22 protein-coding genes and 1 tRNA gene are annotated in these 17,152 nt (G+C 69.7%); 9 read left to right on the top strand and 14 right to left on the bottom strand.

What is annotated here, in order from left to right:
• Window positions 1–43: 43 nt before the first annotated feature.
• Together E4M01_RS14205 and hppD are read right to left on the bottom strand one after the other, a co-directional pair.
• Window positions 44–220: a hypothetical protein gene (locus tag E4M01_RS14205; protein ID WP_167765473.1), complete on the bottom strand. Its 177-nt coding sequence runs from the start codon at window positions 218–220 to the stop codon at window positions 44–46.
• A 3-nt stretch (window positions 221–223) separates the two neighbouring features.
• Window positions 224–1,324 (bottom strand): 4-hydroxyphenylpyruvate dioxygenase, encoded by a 1,101-nt coding sequence (gene hppD, locus E4M01_RS01140; protein WP_135066901.1) that lies wholly within the window; start codon window positions 1,322–1,324, stop codon window positions 224–226.
• A 180-nt stretch (window positions 1,325–1,504) separates the two neighbouring features.
• On the opposite strand from hppD, the gene E4M01_RS01145 reads away from it, so the two are divergent.
• The 3 genes from E4M01_RS01145 to E4M01_RS01155 are packed head-to-tail and all read left to right on the top strand — an operon-like array spanning window position 1,505 to window position 3,215.
• On the top strand, window positions 1,505–2,080 hold the full coding sequence (locus tag E4M01_RS01145) for a YqaA family protein (protein ID WP_135066904.1): 576 nt from the start codon (window positions 1,505–1,507) through the stop codon (window positions 2,078–2,080).
• A 35-nt stretch (window positions 2,081–2,115) separates the two neighbouring features.
• The gene (locus E4M01_RS01150) at window positions 2,116–2,649 is read left to right on the top strand and encodes a disulfide bond formation protein B (RefSeq protein ID WP_135066907.1); all 534 of its coding nucleotides are present in this window, start codon (window positions 2,116–2,118) and stop codon (window positions 2,647–2,649) included.
• Complete coding sequence (locus tag E4M01_RS01155; RefSeq protein WP_135066910.1) at window positions 2,646–3,215, top strand: demethoxyubiquinone hydroxylase family protein; 570 nt, start codon at window positions 2,646–2,648, stop codon at window positions 3,213–3,215. The genes E4M01_RS01150 and E4M01_RS01155 overlap by 4 nt, the downstream gene beginning before the upstream one ends.
• Here the strand turns inward: E4M01_RS01155 and E4M01_RS14210 are convergent.
• From E4M01_RS14210 to glpK, 4 genes are read right to left on the bottom strand one after another with little or no spacing between them, the layout of a single operon-like run.
• Window positions 3,193–3,363 (bottom strand): hypothetical protein, encoded by a 171-nt coding sequence (locus E4M01_RS14210; RefSeq protein WP_167765475.1) that lies wholly within the window; start codon window positions 3,361–3,363, stop codon window positions 3,193–3,195. The two genes, E4M01_RS01155 and E4M01_RS14210, sit on opposite strands and share 23 nt — an antisense overlap.
• A 46-nt stretch (window positions 3,364–3,409) precedes the next feature.
• Entirely contained in the window at window positions 3,410–4,378 is a 969-nt protein-coding gene (locus E4M01_RS01160) for an esterase-like activity of phytase family protein (protein WP_135066913.1), read from the bottom strand.
• Window positions 4,375–5,451, bottom strand: coding sequence for a phosphotransferase family protein (locus E4M01_RS01165; RefSeq protein ID WP_135066915.1), 1,077 nt, complete (start codon window positions 5,449–5,451; stop codon window positions 4,375–4,377). Before E4M01_RS01165 ends, E4M01_RS01160 begins: the two co-directional genes overlap by 4 nt.
• The gene (gene glpK / locus E4M01_RS01170; protein ID WP_135066918.1) at window positions 5,448–6,953 is read right to left on the bottom strand and encodes a glycerol kinase GlpK; all 1,506 of its coding nucleotides are present in this window, start codon (window positions 6,951–6,953) and stop codon (window positions 5,448–5,450) included. Before glpK ends, E4M01_RS01165 begins: the two co-directional genes overlap by 4 nt.
• A gap of 117 nt (window positions 6,954–7,070) precedes the next feature.
• Between glpK and E4M01_RS01175 the strand changes: the two genes are divergently transcribed.
• Both E4M01_RS01175 and E4M01_RS01180 read left to right on the top strand, forming a co-directional pair.
• Window positions 7,071–8,069 carry a threonine/serine dehydratase gene (locus E4M01_RS01175; protein WP_135066921.1) on the top strand — a complete coding sequence of 333 codons (999 nt, stop codon included), beginning with the start codon at window positions 7,071–7,073 and terminating at the stop codon, window positions 8,067–8,069.
• An 11-nt stretch (window positions 8,070–8,080) separates the two neighbouring features.
• A complete protein-coding gene (locus E4M01_RS01180) occupies window positions 8,081–8,542 on the top strand; it encodes a MaoC family dehydratase (RefSeq protein WP_135066924.1) in 462 nt (153 codons plus the stop codon).
• Window positions 8,543–8,559: 17 nt separating this feature from the next.
• On the opposite strand, the gene E4M01_RS01185 is transcribed toward E4M01_RS01180, so the two are convergent.
• A complete protein-coding gene (locus E4M01_RS01185) occupies window positions 8,560–10,170 on the bottom strand; it encodes an AbgT family transporter (RefSeq protein WP_135066927.1) in 1,611 nt (536 codons plus the stop codon).
• 154 nt (window positions 10,171–10,324) lie between these two features.
• Between E4M01_RS01185 and E4M01_RS01190 the strand changes: the two genes are divergently transcribed.
• Window positions 10,325–10,993, top strand: a complete 669-nt coding sequence (locus E4M01_RS01190; protein WP_135066930.1) for a Crp/Fnr family transcriptional regulator — start codon at window positions 10,325–10,327, stop codon at window positions 10,991–10,993.
• A gap of 6 nt (window positions 10,994–10,999) precedes the next feature.
• On the opposite strand, the gene E4M01_RS01195 is transcribed toward E4M01_RS01190, so the two are convergent.
• The 6 genes from E4M01_RS01195 to hemC form a co-directional block, all read right to left on the bottom strand.
• Window positions 11,000–11,599, bottom strand: coding sequence for a Crp/Fnr family transcriptional regulator (locus E4M01_RS01195; RefSeq protein ID WP_135066933.1), 600 nt, complete (start codon window positions 11,597–11,599; stop codon window positions 11,000–11,002).
• Between the two features lie 99 nt (window positions 11,600–11,698).
• Complete coding sequence (locus E4M01_RS01200) at window positions 11,699–11,878, bottom strand: hypothetical protein (RefSeq protein WP_135066936.1); 180 nt, start codon at window positions 11,876–11,878, stop codon at window positions 11,699–11,701.
• Window positions 11,879–11,961: 83 nt separating this feature from the next.
• Window positions 11,962–12,237 (bottom strand): hypothetical protein, encoded by a 276-nt coding sequence (locus tag E4M01_RS01205; RefSeq protein ID WP_135066939.1) that lies wholly within the window; start codon window positions 12,235–12,237, stop codon window positions 11,962–11,964.
• Between the two features lie 87 nt (window positions 12,238–12,324).
• Window positions 12,325–12,400, bottom strand: a tRNA-Thr gene (locus E4M01_RS01210).
• Window positions 12,401–12,438: 38 nt separating this feature from the next.
• Window positions 12,439–13,239 (bottom strand): uroporphyrinogen-III synthase, encoded by an 801-nt coding sequence (locus E4M01_RS01215; protein WP_245158337.1) that lies wholly within the window; start codon window positions 13,237–13,239, stop codon window positions 12,439–12,441.
• A complete protein-coding gene (gene hemC, locus E4M01_RS01220; RefSeq protein ID WP_135066942.1) occupies window positions 13,122–14,063 on the bottom strand; it encodes a hydroxymethylbilane synthase in 942 nt (313 codons plus the stop codon). The genes E4M01_RS01215 and hemC overlap by 118 nt, the downstream gene beginning before the upstream one ends.
• 55 nt (window positions 14,064–14,118) lie before the next feature.
• On the opposite strand from hemC, the gene tsaD reads away from it, so the two are divergent.
• From tsaD to E4M01_RS01235, 3 genes are read left to right on the top strand one after another with little or no spacing between them, the layout of a single operon-like run.
• Window positions 14,119–15,255, top strand: coding sequence for a tRNA (adenosine(37)-N6)-threonylcarbamoyltransferase complex transferase subunit TsaD (gene tsaD, locus E4M01_RS01225; RefSeq protein ID WP_135066994.1), 1,137 nt, complete (start codon window positions 14,119–14,121; stop codon window positions 15,253–15,255).
• An 11-nt stretch (window positions 15,256–15,266) separates the two neighbouring features.
• A complete protein-coding gene (locus tag E4M01_RS01230; protein ID WP_135066945.1) occupies window positions 15,267–16,265 on the top strand; it encodes an NAD(P)H-dependent glycerol-3-phosphate dehydrogenase in 999 nt (332 codons plus the stop codon).
• Entirely contained in the window at window positions 16,262–16,639 is a 378-nt protein-coding gene (locus E4M01_RS01235; RefSeq protein WP_135066948.1) for a Rieske (2Fe-2S) protein, read from the top strand. Before E4M01_RS01230 ends, E4M01_RS01235 begins: the two co-directional genes overlap by 4 nt.
• Here the strand turns inward: E4M01_RS01235 and E4M01_RS01240 are convergent.
• On the bottom strand, window positions 16,636–17,139 hold the full coding sequence (locus E4M01_RS01240; RefSeq protein WP_135066951.1) for a phasin family protein: 504 nt from the start codon (window positions 17,137–17,139) through the stop codon (window positions 16,636–16,638). The genes E4M01_RS01235 and E4M01_RS01240 overlap by 4 nt on opposite strands.
• Between the last annotated feature and the right edge of the window lie 13 nt (window positions 17,140–17,152).

Raw genomic sequence — 17,152 nt, forward strand, 5'->3', positions numbered from 1 at the left:
AAAAACCCTTCAGCCGCCGCGGAAACGGGGCGAACGCCCGCGCTCAGGACCGATGATGCGCCCGCTTCCAAAGGTGGTAGGCGATGATGGGCAAGAAGCCCACCACCACCGCCAGGCCGATCAGGGGCAGAAAGCCTTCGATGTAGCGGCCGCCGATCGCTGCGGCCACGCCGGCGAGCGGCGGGCCGAGGAAGGGCAGCCAAGCCGGTGGCTTGCGCATGAATCAGGCGTCGACCTTGATGACGCCCCGGCGGATCTGGTCCAGCTCGATGGAGTCGAACAGGGCCTGGAAGTTGCCCTCGCCGAACGCCTGGTTGCCCTTGCGCTGGATGATCTCGAAGAAGATCGGGCCGAAGGTGTCCTGGGTGAAGATCTGCAGCAGCAGGCCGTCCGCGTCGGAACCGTCGATCAGGATGCGGTTCTTGCGCATCCGCTCCACGTCCTCGCCGTGGTTGGGCAGGCGTTTGTCGATGAGTTCGAAATAGGTCTCGATGGTGTCCTGAAACGGGATGCCGCGACGCTTCATCTCCTCGACGGTCTCGAAGATGTTGTCGGTGGCCAGGGCGATGTGCTGGATGCCCTCGCCGTTGTAGCGGCGCAGGAACTCCTCGATCTGGCTGTTCTCGTCCTGGCTCTCGTTCAGCGGAATGCGGATGGCGCGGTCGGGCGCGATCATCGCCTGGGAGAACAGGCCCGTCGCCTTGCCCTTGATGTCGAAATACTTCTGCTCCTCGAAGGCGAAGACGTCGCCGTAGAAGCCGGACCAGGTCCGCATCTGGCCGCGCCGCACATTGTGGGTCAGGTGGTCCAGTGTGTGCAGGCCGACGCTGTTTTCGGCCTCCTTGTCCTGCCAGCCCTCAACCTCGGTCCAGCCGGAATACAGCGAGCCCTTCGAGCCGTAGTCGTCGATCAGGTACAGCAGCGAGCCGCCGATGCCCTTCAGCGTATAGGCGCCCTCCCCCAGCGCGCCGCCTTGCGACCCCTCGGCCGGATGGGCGCCGCGCGAGACCGCGCCCTCATAGGCGGCCTTCGCATTGGAGACGCGGAAAGCCATGCCGTTGGCCGACGGCCCGTGCTCGCGGGCGAACTCCTCGGCCTGGCCCTGGGGGGTCATGTGCAGCAGGAAGGAGATGTCGCCCTGCTTCAGGCGGATCACGCCGCCGTCGGGGCGGGTGTGGGTGTGGGTGAAGCCCATCAGCTCCAGCCGGTCCTTCATGGATTGCGGATCGGGGCCGGTGAATTCGACGAACTCGAAGCCGTCCACGCCCAGAGGGTTTTCCTGGTCCAGGCGGGCGGAGGCTTCCGATTGGGGCGCGTCGTGCATGGGGCGTCTCCTGAAATGCATGGGGCGGTCCGAGCCGCCGGTTGGGGCGGAACCTAGTGTCCGAGGCCCGCCAAGCCAAGCGGAACGCATTCACGGCTGCGTGGCGTCGCAGGGGACAGGTCGTGGATGCGCGGTTGGTCCAGGCCTGCTAGACCCCCGGCCAAACGTCGGGAACGCCGCATGCTTCGCAAGATGTACGACTGGGTCTTCTCCCTGGCCCGTCACCGCCACGCCACCAAGTCTTTGGCCGCCATCTCCTTCGCCGAGAGCAGCTTCTTTCCGATCCCGCCCGACGTGATGCTGGCGCCCATGGTGCTGGCGCGGCCGGACCGCGCCTATTTCTACGCCACCGTCTGCACCATAGCCTCGGTGCTGGGCGGCCTGCTGGGTTACGCCATCGGCCATTTCCTGGAGCCTGTCGGCATGTCGCTGCTGGCCCTGATGGGCAAGGCGGACACCTTCGAAACCTCCAAGGCGCTGTTTCAGGAGCACGGCGCCTGGGTGATCCTGATCAAGGGCCTGACGCCCATTCCCTACAAGCTGATCACCATCGCCGCGGGCATCTTCAGCTTCAGCCTGCCGCTGTTCATCGTGCTGTCGGTCATCACACGGGGGGCGCGCTTCTTCCTGGTGGCGTTCGTGTTGAAGACCTTCGGGCCGGCCATGCTGGAGGTGATCGAGAAGCGTCTGGCCTTCTGGACCATCCTGTTCGTGGTGGTTCTGGTCGGCGCCATCGTGGCGGTGCGTTTCATCTGATCGACGGAGCGTTCGGGCGCAGCTAGGATGCCGGCATGAGAGGGACTTATCGCCTTGTGACGCGCTGGTGGACCGCGTTCGCGCTCGCCGCCTCGCTGGCCATGCTGGGCGCAGCGCACGCGTTCGAGCGGTTCGCCGGCCTGGCCCCCTGCAATCTGTGCCTCAAGCAGCGCGAGGTCTTCTGGGCGGCCGCCGCCATCGCCGGCGCCGCGACCTTCTGGGCCGTGTTCAGCCGCGCCAGCCGGGGCACGCCGCGCATCGCCGCCTTCCTGCTGGCGGCCGTCTTCGCCACGGGGGCCATCACCGCGGGCTTCCACGCGGGCGGGGAGTACGGCTGGTGGGACCTGCCCGCCGCCTGCGCCGCTGCGGGCGGGCCGGTGGGCCTGGACGACATGCAGGCGCTCGCGCTGGGGACCGGCCCGGCACCGGCGATTCCGCGCTGCGACGCCGTGGCCTGGAGCTGGCTGGGCGTCAGCATGGCGGGGTGGAATGTGTTGATCTCCTTCGCCCTGGCTGCGTTCAGCCTGATGGCCGCCAAACGGCCCAAGGACGCCCGGAGGCCTTCATGAGCGACGCTCGCCGCATTCCCCTGCCCCGCCCCGGCATCGGCGCCTCCAGGGCCCGCATGGCCGAGATCCTTCGGGTGGATCACGCCGGGGAGTTCGCCGCCGTCCACATCTATCGCGCCCAGCGCGCCGTATTCGAAGGGCGCAGAGGCCGCGAGGCGGTCTCGAGCGATCTGACCGAGATGGAGGGCCACGAGCAGGTTCACCTGGACCGCTTCGAGGCTCTGCTGAACGAACGCCGCGTGCGGCCCACGGCGATGACGCCGGTGTGGAAGCTGGCGGCCACGGCGCTGGGCGCCGGCACCGCCCTGATGGGCGAGAAGGCAGCGCACGCTTGCACCGAGGCGGTCGAGGCGGTCATAGGCCAGCACTACGCCGATCAGGTCGAGGAGTTGAAGGACCGCGACCCGGCGCTCGCGGCGGAACTGGAGCAATTCCGCCAGGACGAAATGGCGCACCACGATCACGCCATCGCACGCGGGAGCCGCGAGGCGCCGGCCTATCGGCTGCTGTCGGCCGTGATCAAGGCCGGCTGCCGCACGGCCATCAAGATTTCGGAGCGGGTCTAGGCTTTCGGCCGACGCTGTTGATCAGCACGATGACAGCCACCGGCGCAGCCATGATGAGCGGCATCCAGTCGCGCGTGTAGACGGCCGCCCCTGCGGCCAAGGCAAGCGCCAGCAACGCCAAAATGATGGTGATCTGACGAATCTTCATTTCAGGCGGCCTCCCCGAACCGACCTTGGGCGCCGCTCCCGCACTGTCAATCGACGTCGAAGGCCAGCATGAGGGTGCGCTGCAGCGGATTGAAGTTGTCGTCCGACAGAATGTACAGCCGCGTCGCCCCGTCACGCGTCTCCGCCGCGATCCCCTCGAAATTGTCAGCGGTGCCCGGGAGTTTCAGTTCGACCAGAATCGGCCCCAGCGCGCCGTCCGGCGCCATGCGGCGGATGCGGACCCTGGCGTCCAGAGGCGGAACATAGGAGCGCTGAACCACGAACCAGCCGTCGCCGGAGGGATCCCGGTCCATGCCCGTGATCCGGTAGTCGCTGTCCTTCAGCGGCGTCGGCGGCATCGGCTGAATGGTTTCGCAACGCCGGGGCGAACAGTCCCAGACGCCGCCGCTCTCGCCTGCAACGCGCCATCCGCCGCCATCGAAGTCGGGCGCCGCAGCCAGCCCCTCCATCCCGTCGTTCTCGGCGAAAGGCGCCTCAGGCATCCGCACCGGCACGGGCCGCTCGCGCAGCGCGTCAAGAGAACCGTAGTCCCAGATGCGGTGGTTCTTCTCGAAACTGACCAGCAAGCCGCCGTCGGGTCCGAAAGCCAGCCCCTCGGCGTCGCCGTCGGCCTTCTCGCTGATCGGCTGACCGTCGGTCAGGGTCAGCCGCCGCCACGACCAGTCCGACAGACCCACGAGGCGCCCGCCAGGGCTCAGCACCAGCCGTCCTCGAACGAGGTCGCCCACATCGGAAACCGTCACGAAGCCGCCGTCGCCCGTCAGCTTCAGGTCCGACAGGCTGGCCAAGGGCGAGCCCGCCGGCGTCGAGACGTGAACCCCGCCTGCGAAACGCACGCCCGGCGCCAGCACCGCGCCGCCCGGCAGGCCGAGCGAGACCGGCCGGGTCGAAGCCTGGGCTCCGGTCCAGCCGTCGGGCGTCGCCATGGGCGCCGGCGTGGCGCAGGAACCGACGACTGCGGCCAGCGCAACGGCGATAGCGAGACGACGGATCATGCGCCCGCCTTGATCGCAAACGAAAGGGCGGCGTCGGACAGCGGCTTCACCTGGGCCGCCATGGCCTGGGCGTGGCTGCTGGCGGCGGTGCCGTCACGCACCCGCCCGGCGATGCCCTGACAGATGGCCGCCAGGCGGAACAGATTGTAGGCCAGGAGCCAGTCGACATTGGCCGGCGCCGGCAGGCCCGAGGCTGCTGCGTAGCGGGCGACCGTCTCGTCTAGCGAGGGGATGCCCAGCGCCTTCAGGTCCGCCCCCGCCAAGCCGTTGCGCAGGCTGGCGGGAATGGCCCAGGCGATCAGCAGATACGAAAGGTCGGCCATCGGATCGCCCAGGGTCGACAGTTCCCAGTCCAGGACCGCGCGGACCTGCGCCCGGTCCGGCGCGATGATCATGTTGTCCAGGCGGAAGTCGCCGTGCACCACCCGCGTCGGTCCCTCGGGCGGCAGGGTGTCGGGCAGGAATTCGATCAGCCGGTCCATGGACAGGATCGGATCAATCTCCGACGCGCGATACTGCTTGGTCCATCGCCCGACCTGGCGTGCGAAATAGTTGCCGGGGGGGCCATAGTCCGCCAGCCCGATGGCCTGAGGGTCGAAGGCGTGCAGCCGCGCCAGGGTGTCGGTCTGGGCCTCGTAGATGGCGCGACGCTCGGTCGGGGCCAGGCCAGGCAGCTTCAGGTCCCAGAAGACCCGGCCTTCGACCTTGTCCATGACGTAGAACATCGACCCGACCACGCTCTCGTCCGTACACAGGGCGTGCGGGCGCGCGACCGGGAACCCTTGGGCCGACAGGGCGGAGATCACCTTGAACTCGCGGTCCACCGCGTGCGCGCTGGGCAGCAGGGTCCCCGGCGGCTTCCTGCGCAGCACATAGGCGTGGCCGGGCGTGGTCAGCTCATAGGTCGGATTGGACTGGCCGCCCTTGAACTGGCGGATCGTCAGGGGACCGGCATACCCGTCGACATGGGCCGCCATCCAGGCGTCCAGCGCGGCCTCGTCCAGGCGATAGCGGGGATCGACCTCGCGCGTGCCGGCGAAGGCGGCCTGGGGGTCGCTGATGGCGTCGGTCATTCAGGATTTCCTCCGGCCGCGATGATGGCGGCCCGCACGGCGCGGCGCCAGCCTTTCAGCAGAGCCTGGCGCTGTTCGTCATCCATTTTCGGTCGCCAGATCGCCGGCGCTTCGGACGGCGGGGTCGCCAGCCGGTCAGTCAAACCGCAGCCGAAGGCGGCTAGGCGCGCCGCGCCCAGCGCCGTCATCTCCTGGAAAGCCGGGCGCTCGACCGTCACCTCGCAGATGTCGGCCACGAACTGCATGGCGAAGGCGTTGGCCGTGACCCCGCCGTCCACGCGCAACGTCTCCAGCCGCGGGGCGCCGTCGCGGGCCAGGGCGTCCAGCAGGTCGCGCGTCTGGTAGGCCAGGCTCTCCAGCGCGGCGCGGACCATATGCGCCGGGCCGGCATCGCGGGTCAGGCCGATGACGGTTCCGCGCGCCTCCGGTTCCCACCAGGGCGCGCCCAGGCCGGTGAACCCCGGCACGAGGTAGACGCCGCCATTTTCCGCCAGCGACTGCGCCATCGCCTCGGACTGACGGCTTTCGGAGATGACCTTCAGCCCGTCGCGCAGCCACTGGATCGCCGAGCCGGCCGAGAAGATCGACCCTTCCAGCGCATAGGCGACCCGCCCCTCGGCCGCATAGGCCAGCGTCCCCAGCAGCCGGCTGGTCGAGGCCACTGGCTCGGCCCCGACATTGGCGACCAGGAAGGCGCCCGTGCCGTATGTGATCTTGGCCTCGCCGGGTTGCAGCGCGCCGTGCCCCACCAGGGCCGCCTGCTGATCCCCCGCCGCGCCATGGATTGGCAGGGCTCGGCCGAACAGGCTGGCGTCAGTCTCGCCCAGCCGGGAGTCGCAGTCGCGAATCTCGGGCAGGGCCTTCATCGGCACGCCGAACAGCTCGCACAGGTCCGGCCGCCACTGACGGCTGCGCAGGTCCATCAGGCTGGTGCGGCTGGCGTTTGTGGCGTCGGACACATGGCTGTCGCCGCCGGTCAGCTTGAAGATCAGCCAGCTCTCGATGGTGCCCAGCCGCACCTCGCCCCGCTCGGCCCGCTCGCGGCCGCCGGGCACGGCGTCCAGCAGCCAGGCGAACTTGGACGCCGAGAAATAGGGATCCAGGATCAGGCCGGTCGCCGTCTGGACCTCCGCCTCGTGCCCCTCGGCGGCCAGGCGGGCGGTGACGTCGGCGGTGCGCCGGTCCTGCCAGACCACGGCGCGGTGCAGAGGCTCGCCCGTGGCCGCGTCCCACACGACCGAGGTCTCGCGCTGATTGGTGATGCCGATGGCGGCGAAACGGCCGACGCCGCCGGCCTTGCGGATCGCCTCGCGACAGGTCTGAAGCGTCGCGGTCCAGATCTCGGCCGCGTCATGCTCGACCCATCCCGAGCGGGGGAAGTGCTGCTGCAGTTCGATCTGGCTGACGGCGACGGGCGCAAATGCGCCGTCGGGCGAGACCTCGAAGGCGATGGCCCGCGTCGAGGTCGTGCCCTGATCGATGGCGAGGATGAGGTTGGACATGAGTGATTAGTGGCGAGTGGCGAGTGGCGAGACAAGCCGAAGTCCGAGCAACCCGCGGCGACGTCCTCGTCACTCATCACTCGCCACTCGCCGCTTCGCCACGCTAGACACGCCCTCATGACCCTGCACACCGCCTCCTTCGACGGCGTCCTGGACGCCGCCCGCCAGATCGCCCCCGCCGCCGTCCGCACCCCGCTGCTCGAACATCCGGCCCTCAACGAGCGGCTGGGCGGGCGGGTGCTGATGAAGGCCGAGACCATGCAGGTCGCCGGCGCCTTCAAGTTTCGCGGAGCCTACAACCGCATCAGCCGCCTGACCGACGAGGAAAGGGCGCGCGGCGTAGTGGCCTATTCCTCGGGCAATCACGCCCAGGCCGTGGCCGCCGCCGCCCGCATGGTCGGGACCAGCGCCGTCATCGTCATGCCGGCCGACAGTCCGCGCGTGAAGGTCGAGGGCGTCCTGGCCTTCGGCGGCGAAGTGCGCAGCTATGACCGCTACAGCGAAAGCCGCGAGGCGATCGGCGAGGAGATCGCGTCCACGCGCGGTTCGGTCCTTGTCCGCCCGTTCGACGACCCGTTCGTCATCGAAGGCCAGGGCACGACGGGGCTGGAGATCGTCGAGGACGCGCGCGCTAGAAAGGTCGAGATCGACCAGCTGCTGTGCGGCGCCTCGGGCGGGGGTCTGATCGCCGGGATCAATCTATCGATGGCGGCTCTGTCGCCCGACACCCGCGTCGTCGGGGTGGAGCCGGCGGCCTACAACGACACCCTGCTGTCGCTCCAGGCCGGCGAGCGGCTGACCCATGCGCCGGTGGCGCATCCCACCATCTGCGACGCCCTGATGACGGACCGTCCGGGCGAGCTGACCTTCCCGATCAACCAGCGTCTGTCCGGGGTCGAAACCGTCACCGACGCCGAGGTGGCCGAGGCCGTGCGCTACGCCTATCGCACTCTCAAACTGGTGGTCGAACCGGGCGGCGCGGTGTCGCTGGCGGCGCTGCTGACCGGCAAGGTCGAGGCGCGCGGCCGCACCAGCGCCATCGTTCTGTCGGGCGGGAATGTGGACCCAGGCTTGTTTTCCGCCATCATCGAAGATCGCTTCACCCCCGCGACCTGACGGAGACGACCATGACCAAGCCTTCCGAGCTGCAAGACCTGATCGGCCAGGAGGTCGGCCTCAGCCGCTGGATCACCGTCGACCAGGACCGCATCGACGCCTTCGCCAGGATCACCGAGGACGAGCAGTTCATCCATGTCGATCCCGAGGCCGCCAAGGCCACGCCCTTCGGCGGAACCATCGCCCACGGCTTCCTGACCCTCAGCCTGGCCTCGGCCATGAGCTATGATGCGGTCAAGCCGCTGGACGGCGTGGTGATGGGCGTCAACTACGGCTTCGACAAGCTGCGCTTCCTGGCCCCCGTGCCCGCCGGGTCGCGCATCCGCGGCCGCTTCAAACTGCTGGCGGCCGAGGACAAGGGCGGCGGACGGTGGCTGCTCAAGCACGAGCTGACCGTCGAGATCGAGGGCGCGGACAAGCCGGCCCTGATCGCCGAATGGCTGGGCATGCAGATGGTCGCGCCGGGGGGCTGAACCCGGCGCCGCGCCGACTAGCCCACGCTGTAGAAGGTCGGCGATCCGGGCCCGACCGGCAGGCCCAGGCCGAACACCCAAAGGAAGAACAGCGCCATCCAGGTGATGGTGAAGAAGATCGAATAGGGCAGCATCATCGCGATCATGGTGCCGATGCCGACCTTTTTGTCGAAGCGCACCGCCCAGGCCAGGATCAGGCCGAAGTAGCTCATCATCGGGGTGATGATGTTGGTGGTGGAATCCCCGATCCGATAGGCCGCCTGGATGACCTCGGGTGAATAGCCGATCAGCATCAGCATCGGCACGAAGATCGGTGCCGTCATCGCCCACTGCGCCGAGGCCGAGCCCAGCATCAGATTGACGATGCAGCACATCAGGATGAAGCCGATGAACAGGGCGGGTCCGGTGAGGCCCAGGTCCTGAAGCACCTGCGCGCCGTTCACCGCCGTGATGGCGCCCAGGTTCGACCAGTTGAAGAAGGCGACGAACTGGGCCGCGAAGAAGACGATGACCATGTAAAGGCCCAGCGTGGACATCGCCATCGCCATGCCGTCGATGACGTCGCGGTCGTTCTTCACCGTGCCTACAGCCCGCCCATAGGCGACGCCGATGGCCAAAAAGAAGATCAGTATCCACACCGCGAAGCCCGAGAAGAAGGGCGACCGCAACTGGTCTCCGGTCTCAGGATTGCGCAGCACGCCCCATTCGGGAACGAGCGTCAGAGCCATCAGGGCCAGAACCGCCAGCACGGCCAGACCGGCCCAGCCCAGACCCTTCTTCTCGATGGGCGTCAGCGGCTCGGCGGCCCCGCCCTTGAGCACTTCCGGGTCGGCGCGCGAGGAATCATAGGCGCCCAGCTTGGGCTCGACGATGAAGATGCTGACCAGCGAGCCGACGATGGTCACCAGGAAGGTCGATGCCGCCATGAAGTAGTAGTTGGCCGTCGCCGTAACCGCATAGGTCGGATCGATCAGCCGCGCCGCCTCTTCGGTGATGCCGGCCAAGAGCGGGTCGATGGTGCCGATCAGCAGATTGGCCGAATAGCCCCCCGACACCCCGGCGAAGGCCGCCGCCATGCCCGCCAGCGGATGCCGGCCCAGCGAATAATAGACCGCCCCGGCCAGCGGGATCAGGATGACGTAGCCCAGCTCGGACGCGGTGTTGGACATGACGCCGGCGAAGACGATCGCCACCGTCACCACATTCTTGGATGCGCCCAGCACGATGCCGCGCACCGCCGCCGACAGCACGCCCGACTTCTCGGCCACGCCGATGCCCAGCATGGCGGTCAGCACCACGCCCAGGGGCGCAAAGCTGGTGAAGTTGGTCACCAGGCTGGAGAAGATGCGGCGGATGCCGTCCGCGCTCAGCAGGCTGACGGCGCGGATCATGCCGTCGTCCGATCGACCCGCCGCCCCGACCGGGCGCGGATCCTCGACCGCCACGCCCATCCAGCCGAAGATGCCGGACAGCACCACCATGCCCAGCGCCAGGATGGCGAACAGGGTCACCGGGTGCGGCAGCAGATTGCCCAACCACTCCACCGTATCGAGAAAGCGCGTGAAGGCGTTGCGCTTCGGCGCGGGCGGCGGCGCGCCGTCCGGCGTGGCGGGCTGAATATCGGACATGAAGGCAGGGGCTCCGGCTCGGCGACCGACGACGATTGAACACGTCGGCCGCTGGATCAATGCGACCGAATGGACCAGCCTGGGCGATAGAGATCAAGACGGCAAAGTCGGCTTTCGGACCGACGCCCCGCAACGCAGGGCGTAGGGCGCGGACATGCAAAGCGTCACCATATCCAACCGCCTGTTGGCTGATCTGCCGGAACCCGAACGACTGCAGATCAAGTCCATCGCCGTCGTCGTGGACTTCGAACCTGGCCACGTCTTCGCCGAAGCGGGCCATGCGCCGCCCCATGTCTGGTTCATCGAAGCCGGTCTGGCGACGGCCCATGTGGTCCTGAGCGACGGACGGATGGTCGGCGTGATGGTGTTCGGTCCCGAGGGGGCGATAAATCTGGCGGCGCCGGCGGCCGGGCGGCCGTCCCCCGTCCGCGTGACGGCCCAGACCTCGGGTCGCGCCCTTCGTGTCGAGCAGGCTCGCTTAAAGGCCCTGACGAGCGTCGGCTCAGCCCTGACCGAACTGATTTTGACGTATGGCGCGACCTTGCAGTCCGATCTGCACAAGGCCGTGGCCTGCAACGCCGTGCACGCCGCGCCTCGACGTCTGGCGACCTGGTTGCTGCGTTGCCACAGACGGATCGAGGGCGACATCCTTCCGCTGAAACAGGAAGACTTCGCCGGCTTGCTGGGCGCCCAGCGATCGACCATCAACGCCGCCGCCCAAAGCCTCCAGGCCGCTGGGGCCGTGTCCTATTCCCGAGGCCGCGTCAGGGTTCTGAACCGCGAGACGCTGGCCCGCCTGGCCTGTGAATGCGCGCCTCGCTGAGTCCCTTCAAGTCGTCAGCTTCAGCCGCCGCATGCGGTCGCGCTCGGCCGCGAAACAGCCGCAGGCGGCGCGCTCCAATCGCTCGCGGTCGCTGATCCGGACGACGCCCCGGCTGTAGATCAGGGCGCCGGCGGTCTTGAGCCCCCGGGCCGCCTCGGTGACGGTGGTCCGCTGTGCCCCCAGCAGAGCGCTGAGCTCTTCTTGAGTCAGGTCGACGCGCTCGTCGCCACTCAGTTCGGCGGCGGTCAGCAGCCACCGCGCCAGTCGCTGAGACACACGGTGCACGCTGTTGCACGCGGCGGTCTGGGCCGCTTGGCTCTGATAGTGCGACGTCAGGATCAGCAGCCGCTCGCGAAGCTCGCGGCTTTGTCCGAACCTCATCCGCAGCACAGCTGCGGGCAGGCTGAAGGCCGATCCGGCGCGCCGGGTCACGACCTCCCACGAACAATGCGTGGACGACATGACCGGCGCCAGTCCAGATACACCTTCGCGCCCGACGATGGCGGTCTCGACGCTGGCCCCGCCGTCCAGGCGCACGACGTTGGCCAGAAGCGCATCGACCGGAAAATGGACGGCGTCGACCGCGCTGTCCTGTTCGATCAGCACCTGCCCCGCCTCCAGCCTTACGGGCTTGAGCAGCGGTTCGAGGGCCGCCGCATCGTCCGCCGCGAGCGCATCGAGTAATTAATTGCCGTGCACGGTCGATCAGGTCTTGAAGGTGTCGCCCACGTCGCGGGCGTCAGCGCCGTCCGGACCCGCGCGACGCGTGGATTCTCGCCCCGTCTTGCGGACGTCCGCCTCGGGCGTCTGGGCGTCCGGCTTGCCGCCGGGCCCTGCCCCATTGGCCTTGCGGCCGTGATCCTTGCTCGTGTCGTCCGGAGTCATGGCCGCGCCTCTGTCGGGTTCCAGGGTTGAACGCACGAGGATCGATTTCGTCCCGCAGGGTCAAGAAGGCCGCCTGCGGCTCTTTAGGCGGACCGTTCGCGGACAACGGTTCCGACCCGCGCCTCGCCCTGGAAGACGTGGGCGGCGATGGCGCTGGAATGCCGCTTCATCAGCCGCCGAGCCTCCTCCAGAGCGGTTCCGACGTCTTCAGCGGCGAGCGGCTCCATGTGCGGCACGCTCAGTATCTCGCACTCGACAAAACAGAAATAGGTCACGGCCCGATCCTTCAGCTCGACGGCGGGAGCATGCGACGCGATCCGCCGCTCTCTTCCGGTCACGAACGCCTGACGTCTGTCCATGATCGACCATTCATAACGCCAAGCCCCCGCACAGTCTGTCTGCCGTCCGACATAGGCGGGACAAGCGGGAGCGGAGCGAAAAGCGAATGGTGCCGCTTAGGTGACTCGAACACCTGACCCCCGCATTACGAATGCGATGCTCTACCAGCTGAGCTAAAGCGGCTCCGGTCGTCGGCGCAGGGCCGAGCGAAGGTGGGCTCTTTATACGCGCGCGCCGGGATTGCCAAGCGCCGAGATGAGGGCGGACTCGTGGGGGTGGGCGGCGACGCGCACGGCGGCGAACGGCATGGCCGCGAGCGGGGCCGCGGCGGCGGGCGAGATGGTGATGGCGAGGCGCGAGCGGGCAGCGTCGGGAGCCAAACGACGGGCCAGTTCCAGCGCCGCGCGGGGCGAATGGATCAACACGGCGTCGAAGGCCTGCGGCGGGGCGGCCGGCGTGGCGACGGCGCGATAGACGGGCAGCGTGCGGATCTCGACGCCGCCCCCGACGCGGGCGGCCAGGTCGCCCGCAGGCGTCTCGGCCAGGCAGGCCAGGACGGGGCCAGCGTTCGGCGTTCTGCGGATGAGGGCGGCGAGGTCGTCCAGCGCGCCCGACGCCGAGGTCACGTCCTGAAAGCCCGCTTGGCGCGCGGCGTCCGCGGTGGCGTCGCCGACGGTCAGGACAGGGCGGTCGCGACGGTCGCTGAGGGCGGCGAAGGCGGCGACGCCGTTCCGGCTGGTGAAGACCAGGGTCCGCACCCCGTCCAGATCGGGCGCGGGCTGAGGAATCGGCTCGATGGCCAGAAGGGGCGCGACGACAGGCTGGAAGCCCAGGACGGTCAGGCGGTCGGCGGTCCGCTCGGCGCCGGGCGAGGCGCGCGTGATCCAGACGCGGCGGATCGGCGTCAGAGCGCGATCCTCTGGTCGCCGGCGGCGTCGTGCACCTGTGCGCCCAGGTGTTCGCCCAGTTCGCGCGCGGCGTCCTCGCCTGCCTCGGCCTGGATCTCGCCGGACCGGCGCCAGCGGGCCGAGCCGTCGGGGCTGAGCATTTCCGTGGTCAGGCGCAGCCGGCCGTCCGTGATGGCGGCGTGGGCGCCGACGGCGGTGCGGCACGACCCTTCGAGCGCGCGCATGGCCCCGCGCTCGGCGGCGATGCACAGGGCGGTCTCGGCGTGGTTCAGGGCGTCAACCCAGGCGGCGTTCAGGTCCTCGGCGCGGGTCTGCAGCGCCAGGGCGCCTTGGCCGGGGGCCGGCAGGAACCGGTCCAGCGACAGACGCTCGCCGATCACCTCGGGCCGGCCCAGGCGGTTCAGGCCCGAGACGGCCAGCAGGATGGCGTCGAAATCGCCGTCGGCCAGGCGGCGCAGGCGCGTGTCGACATTGCCGCGCAGCATTTCGATCTTCAGGTCCGGGCGCGCGGCCAGGGCCTGGGCCTGGCGGCGCAGGCTGGCGGTGCCCAGGCGCGCATCGGCCGGCAGATCGTCGAAGGTCGCCCAGGCCTCGCTGATGAAGGCGTCGCGCGCGTCCTCGCGTTCGGGCACGGCGGCGATGCACAGACCCTCGGGCTGGTCGGCGGGCACGTCCTTCATGGAATGGACGGCGACGTCGACGCGGCCGTCCAGCAGGGCTTCCTCGATCTCCTTGGTGAACAGCGCCTTGCCCCCGACCTCGAGCAGGCGGCGGTCCTGGATGCGGTCGCCGGTGGTGACCATCTCGACCAGGGGCACGGCGGCGTCCAGATCGGCCGGGGCGACGCCCAGCGCGGCGCCGATGGCGCGCTGCATCATGCCGGACTGAGCCAGCGCCAGGCGCGAGCGGCGGGTGCCGATACGGACGAGAGCGGACATGACGGCGAAGCGGCCTCGACTTGCGGCGGCGGGACGGGGCCGCTACCTGCGGCCGATGACAGACCGCGCGGACTATAGCAGCACGGCGGCGGCGGCAACCAAGGCGCGCCCTGCGCCCCTGACCGTGCTGGGCCTGGAGACCAGCTGCGACGAGACCGCCGCCTCGGTTGTGCGGCTGTCGGACGCGGGCGCCGAGGTGCTGTCCAGCGTGGTCCACAGCCAGATCGACGACCATGCGGCCTATGGAGGCGTGGTGCCCGAAATCGCGGCCCGCAGCCATGTCGAGATGATCGACGGCGTCGCGCGCCGTGCGATGGCCGAGGCCGGCGTCGACTGGCGCGCACTGGACGGCGTGGCGGCCACGGCCGGGCCGGGCCTGGTCGGCGGGGTCATGGTGGGGCTGAGCTACGGCAAGGCGGCGGCCTTGGCGCGCGGCCTGCCGCTGATCGCCGTCAACCATCTGGAAGGCCATGCGGTGTCGGCGCGGCTGGGGGCGCAGACGCGTTATCCCTTCCTTCTGCTGCTGGTTTCGGGCGGCCATTGCCAGTTGCTGGAGGTGCGCGGCATCGGCGACATGACGCGGCTGGGCACCACCATCGACGACGCCGCCGGCGAGGCCTTCGACAAGATCGCCAAGGCCATGGGCCTGGGCTATCCGGGCGGCCCGGCGATGGAGCGGCTGGCCGCGGGCGGAGACGGCTCGCGCTTCGACCTGCCGCGCGCGCTCTTGGGCCGCAAGGACTGCGACTTCTCCTTTTCGGGGCTCAAGACCGCGGCGTCGCGTCTGGCGGACACCTGCGAGACCGAGCAGGACCGCGCCGACCTGGCCGATGCGGTGCAGAACGCCATCGCGCGCCAGCTGACCGAACGCACCGAGCGGGCGATGCAGGCCTATGCGCAAACGCACGACCACCGCCTTTTTATTGTCGCCGGCGGCGTGGCGGCCAACCGCACGGTGCGGTCGCGGCTGACCGAGGCGGCGACGCGGCACGGCTTCGACTTCCTGGCGCCGCCGCTGGCCTACTGCACCGACAACGCCGCCATGATCGCCCTGGCGGGGGCCGAGCGGCTGGAGAAGGGGCTGGTGTCCGACATCGACGTGGCGGCCCGGCCGCGATGGCCGCTGGACGAGGCGCGCGCCATATCCGATCCTGTGCATCTGAAGGCGGGCCGCAAGGGCGCCAAGGCGTGACCGGGGGATCCATGGAGTTTCACAAGGCGGGTGTGATCGGCGCGGGCGCCTGGGGCACGGCCCTGGCGCAGGTCGCGGCGCGGGCGGGCCTTTCGGTCACGCTGCAGGCGCGCGAGACCGAGGTGGTCGAAAGCATCCGCGAGCGCCGCGTCAACGAGGCCTTCCTGCCGGGCGTGACGCTGGACGAGCGCATCGCCGTGACCAGCGACCTGGCCGATCTGGCGGACTGCGACCTGATCCTGGCCGTGCCGCCGGCCCAGCACATGCGCGCCACGCTTGCGGCCTTCAAACCCCATGCGCACGCCGGCCTGCCGATCATCCTGTGCTCCAAGGGCGTCGAGCGCGGCTCGCTGAAGCTGATGACCGACGTGCTGGCCGAGACCCTGCCGGACGCCGCGCCGGCGGTGCTGTCAGGCCCCAGCTTCGCCGGAGAGGTCGCGCGCGGCCTGCCCGCCGCCGTCACCCTGGCCTGCAAGGATGCGGACTTGGGCGAGGAACTGATGTGGACCCTCTCGGGGCCCGGCTTCCGGCCCTATCTGGCCGGCGACCTGATCGGCGCCGAGGTCGGCGGGGCGATCAAGAACGTGCTGGCCATCGCCTGCGGCCTCAGCGAAGGCCGGGGCCTGGGCCGCAGCGCCCATGCCGCCATCATCACCCGCGGCTTCGCCGAAATGACCCGCGTCGGCGTGGCCCTGGGCGGCCAGGCCGAGACCGTGGCGGGCCTGTGCGGCCTCGGCGATCTGGTGCTGACCTGCTCCAGCCCGCAGTCGCGCAACATGAGCCTGGGGCTGGCGCTCGGCCAGGGTCAGAGCGTCCAGGAGGCCCTGGCCGGCAAACGGTCAGTGGCAGAGGGCTATGAGAGCGCGCCAGCCGTGCGTGAACTGTCCGCCCGCCTGGGTGTCGACACGCCCATCTGCGAGGGCGTCGCCGCCCTGTTGAACGGCGAGACGACCGTGGACGAGCTGATCGACAACCTGCTGTCGCGCCCGCTGAAGGCCGAGCGGATTTGACGGCCGCCGCGCCCGCCGCCCGTCCGCGCGTCTGGAAGACCCCGCCGGGCGTCGCTCTGTGCGCCGAGACCGACATCGCCGAGCCCGGCGCGCGCGGCTTCGTGCTGCAGATCGGCGAGGCTTTCTTTCACGGGTTCGTGGTGCGCAAGGCCGGCCAGGTGGCGGGCTGGATCGACCGCTGCCCGCATGCCGGCTTTCCCATTGCGGTGGAGTTGGATCGCTATCTGACGCCCGACGGCTCGACCATCCTGTGCAGCTGGCACGGCGCGGTGTTCGAGCCGCTGACCGGCGAATGCCTGGGCGGCCCCTGCGCCGGCGGCCGCCTCACCCCCTGGCCCGTGAAGGCCGAGGGCGGAGTGATCCGGACGGCCTAGCGCTTCAGCCGTTTGGCATTGGCCGTGGCGGCGTCGTGGAGGGGCTTCATCGCCTCGGCCTGGGCGCGGATCATTTCGCCGTTCAGCGCCGTCAGGCTGCGCGCCGCGCGGTCCCACCAGCCGAAGGCGTAGTTCATCTGGATGGCGGCGAAGGCCTGGGGCGAGGCCGCGCCGGCCAAGGCGGAAACGGCCTGGCCCGCCAGGCTGGCCTCGCGCGCCGTGTCACGCGCCAGTCGCTGGCCCACGCCGCCCATGCGGACGCCCAGGGCCGAGGCCGAGGCCGACAGGGCCTCGACCTTCTCCGAGCTCATCAGGGCCATTTCGGCCAGATCCGCCTTGGTGGGATCGGTCAGGCCGGCGGCCAGGATCTCCATCCGCGCGGCGATGACTTCGTGCGAGGCCTGCAGCAGTTCGCCGCCGGCGACCAGCGCCTCGGACGCGTGCCTCGCGTCACTGGCGATGCGTCGTCCGCGCCGGGCGGCCTGTTCAAGTTTTGTCATCGCCGAGCCGTGG

This window comes from Brevundimonas sp. MF30-B, from assembly GCF_004683885.1.
Lineage (GTDB): Bacteria > Pseudomonadota > Alphaproteobacteria > Caulobacterales > Caulobacteraceae > Brevundimonas.

Coding starts and splice junctions, on each gene's coding strand:
- tsaD (WP_135066994.1), top strand. CDS start 14,119: ATGACAGACCGCGCGGACTATAGCAGCACGGCGGCGGCGGCAACCAAG.
- E4M01_RS01190 (WP_135066930.1), top strand. CDS start 10,325: ATGCAAAGCGTCACCATATCCAACCGCCTGTTGGCTGATCTGCCGGAA.
- E4M01_RS01160 (WP_135066913.1), bottom strand. CDS start 4,378: ATGATCCGTCGTCTCGCTATCGCCGTTGCGCTGGCCGCAGTCGTCGGT.
- E4M01_RS01240 (WP_135066951.1), bottom strand. CDS start 17,139: ATGACAAAACTTGAACAGGCCGCCCGGCGCGGACGACGCATCGCCAGT.
- hemC (WP_135066942.1), bottom strand. CDS start 14,063: ATGTCCGCTCTCGTCCGTATCGGCACCCGCCGCTCGCGCCTGGCGCTG.
- E4M01_RS01175 (WP_135066921.1), top strand. CDS start 7,071: ATGACCCTGCACACCGCCTCCTTCGACGGCGTCCTGGACGCCGCCCGC.
- E4M01_RS01200 (WP_135066936.1), bottom strand. CDS start 11,878: ATGACTCCGGACGACACGAGCAAGGATCACGGCCGCAAGGCCAATGGG.
- E4M01_RS01150 (WP_135066907.1), top strand. CDS start 2,116: ATGAGAGGGACTTATCGCCTTGTGACGCGCTGGTGGACCGCGTTCGCG.
- E4M01_RS01180 (WP_135066924.1), top strand. CDS start 8,081: ATGACCAAGCCTTCCGAGCTGCAAGACCTGATCGGCCAGGAGGTCGGC.
- hppD (WP_135066901.1), bottom strand. CDS start 1,324: ATGCACGACGCGCCCCAATCGGAAGCCTCCGCCCGCCTGGACCAGGAA.
- E4M01_RS14210 (WP_167765475.1), bottom strand. CDS start 3,363: ATGAAGATTCGTCAGATCACCATCATTTTGGCGTTGCTGGCGCTTGCC.
- E4M01_RS01155 (WP_135066910.1), top strand. CDS start 2,646: ATGAGCGACGCTCGCCGCATTCCCCTGCCCCGCCCCGGCATCGGCGCC.
- E4M01_RS01230 (WP_135066945.1), top strand. CDS start 15,267: ATGGAGTTTCACAAGGCGGGTGTGATCGGCGCGGGCGCCTGGGGCACG.
- E4M01_RS01185 (WP_135066927.1), bottom strand. CDS start 10,170: ATGTCCGATATTCAGCCCGCCACGCCGGACGGCGCGCCGCCGCCCGCG.
- E4M01_RS14205 (WP_167765473.1), bottom strand. CDS start 220: ATGCGCAAGCCACCGGCTTGGCTGCCCTTCCTCGGCCCGCCGCTCGCC.
- E4M01_RS01205 (WP_135066939.1), bottom strand. CDS start 12,237: ATGGACAGACGTCAGGCGTTCGTGACCGGAAGAGAGCGGCGGATCGCG.
- E4M01_RS01165 (WP_135066915.1), bottom strand. CDS start 5,451: ATGACCGACGCCATCAGCGACCCCCAGGCCGCCTTCGCCGGCACGCGC.
- E4M01_RS01145 (WP_135066904.1), top strand. CDS start 1,505: ATGCTTCGCAAGATGTACGACTGGGTCTTCTCCCTGGCCCGTCACCGC.
- glpK (WP_135066918.1), bottom strand. CDS start 6,953: ATGTCCAACCTCATCCTCGCCATCGATCAGGGCACGACCTCGACGCGG.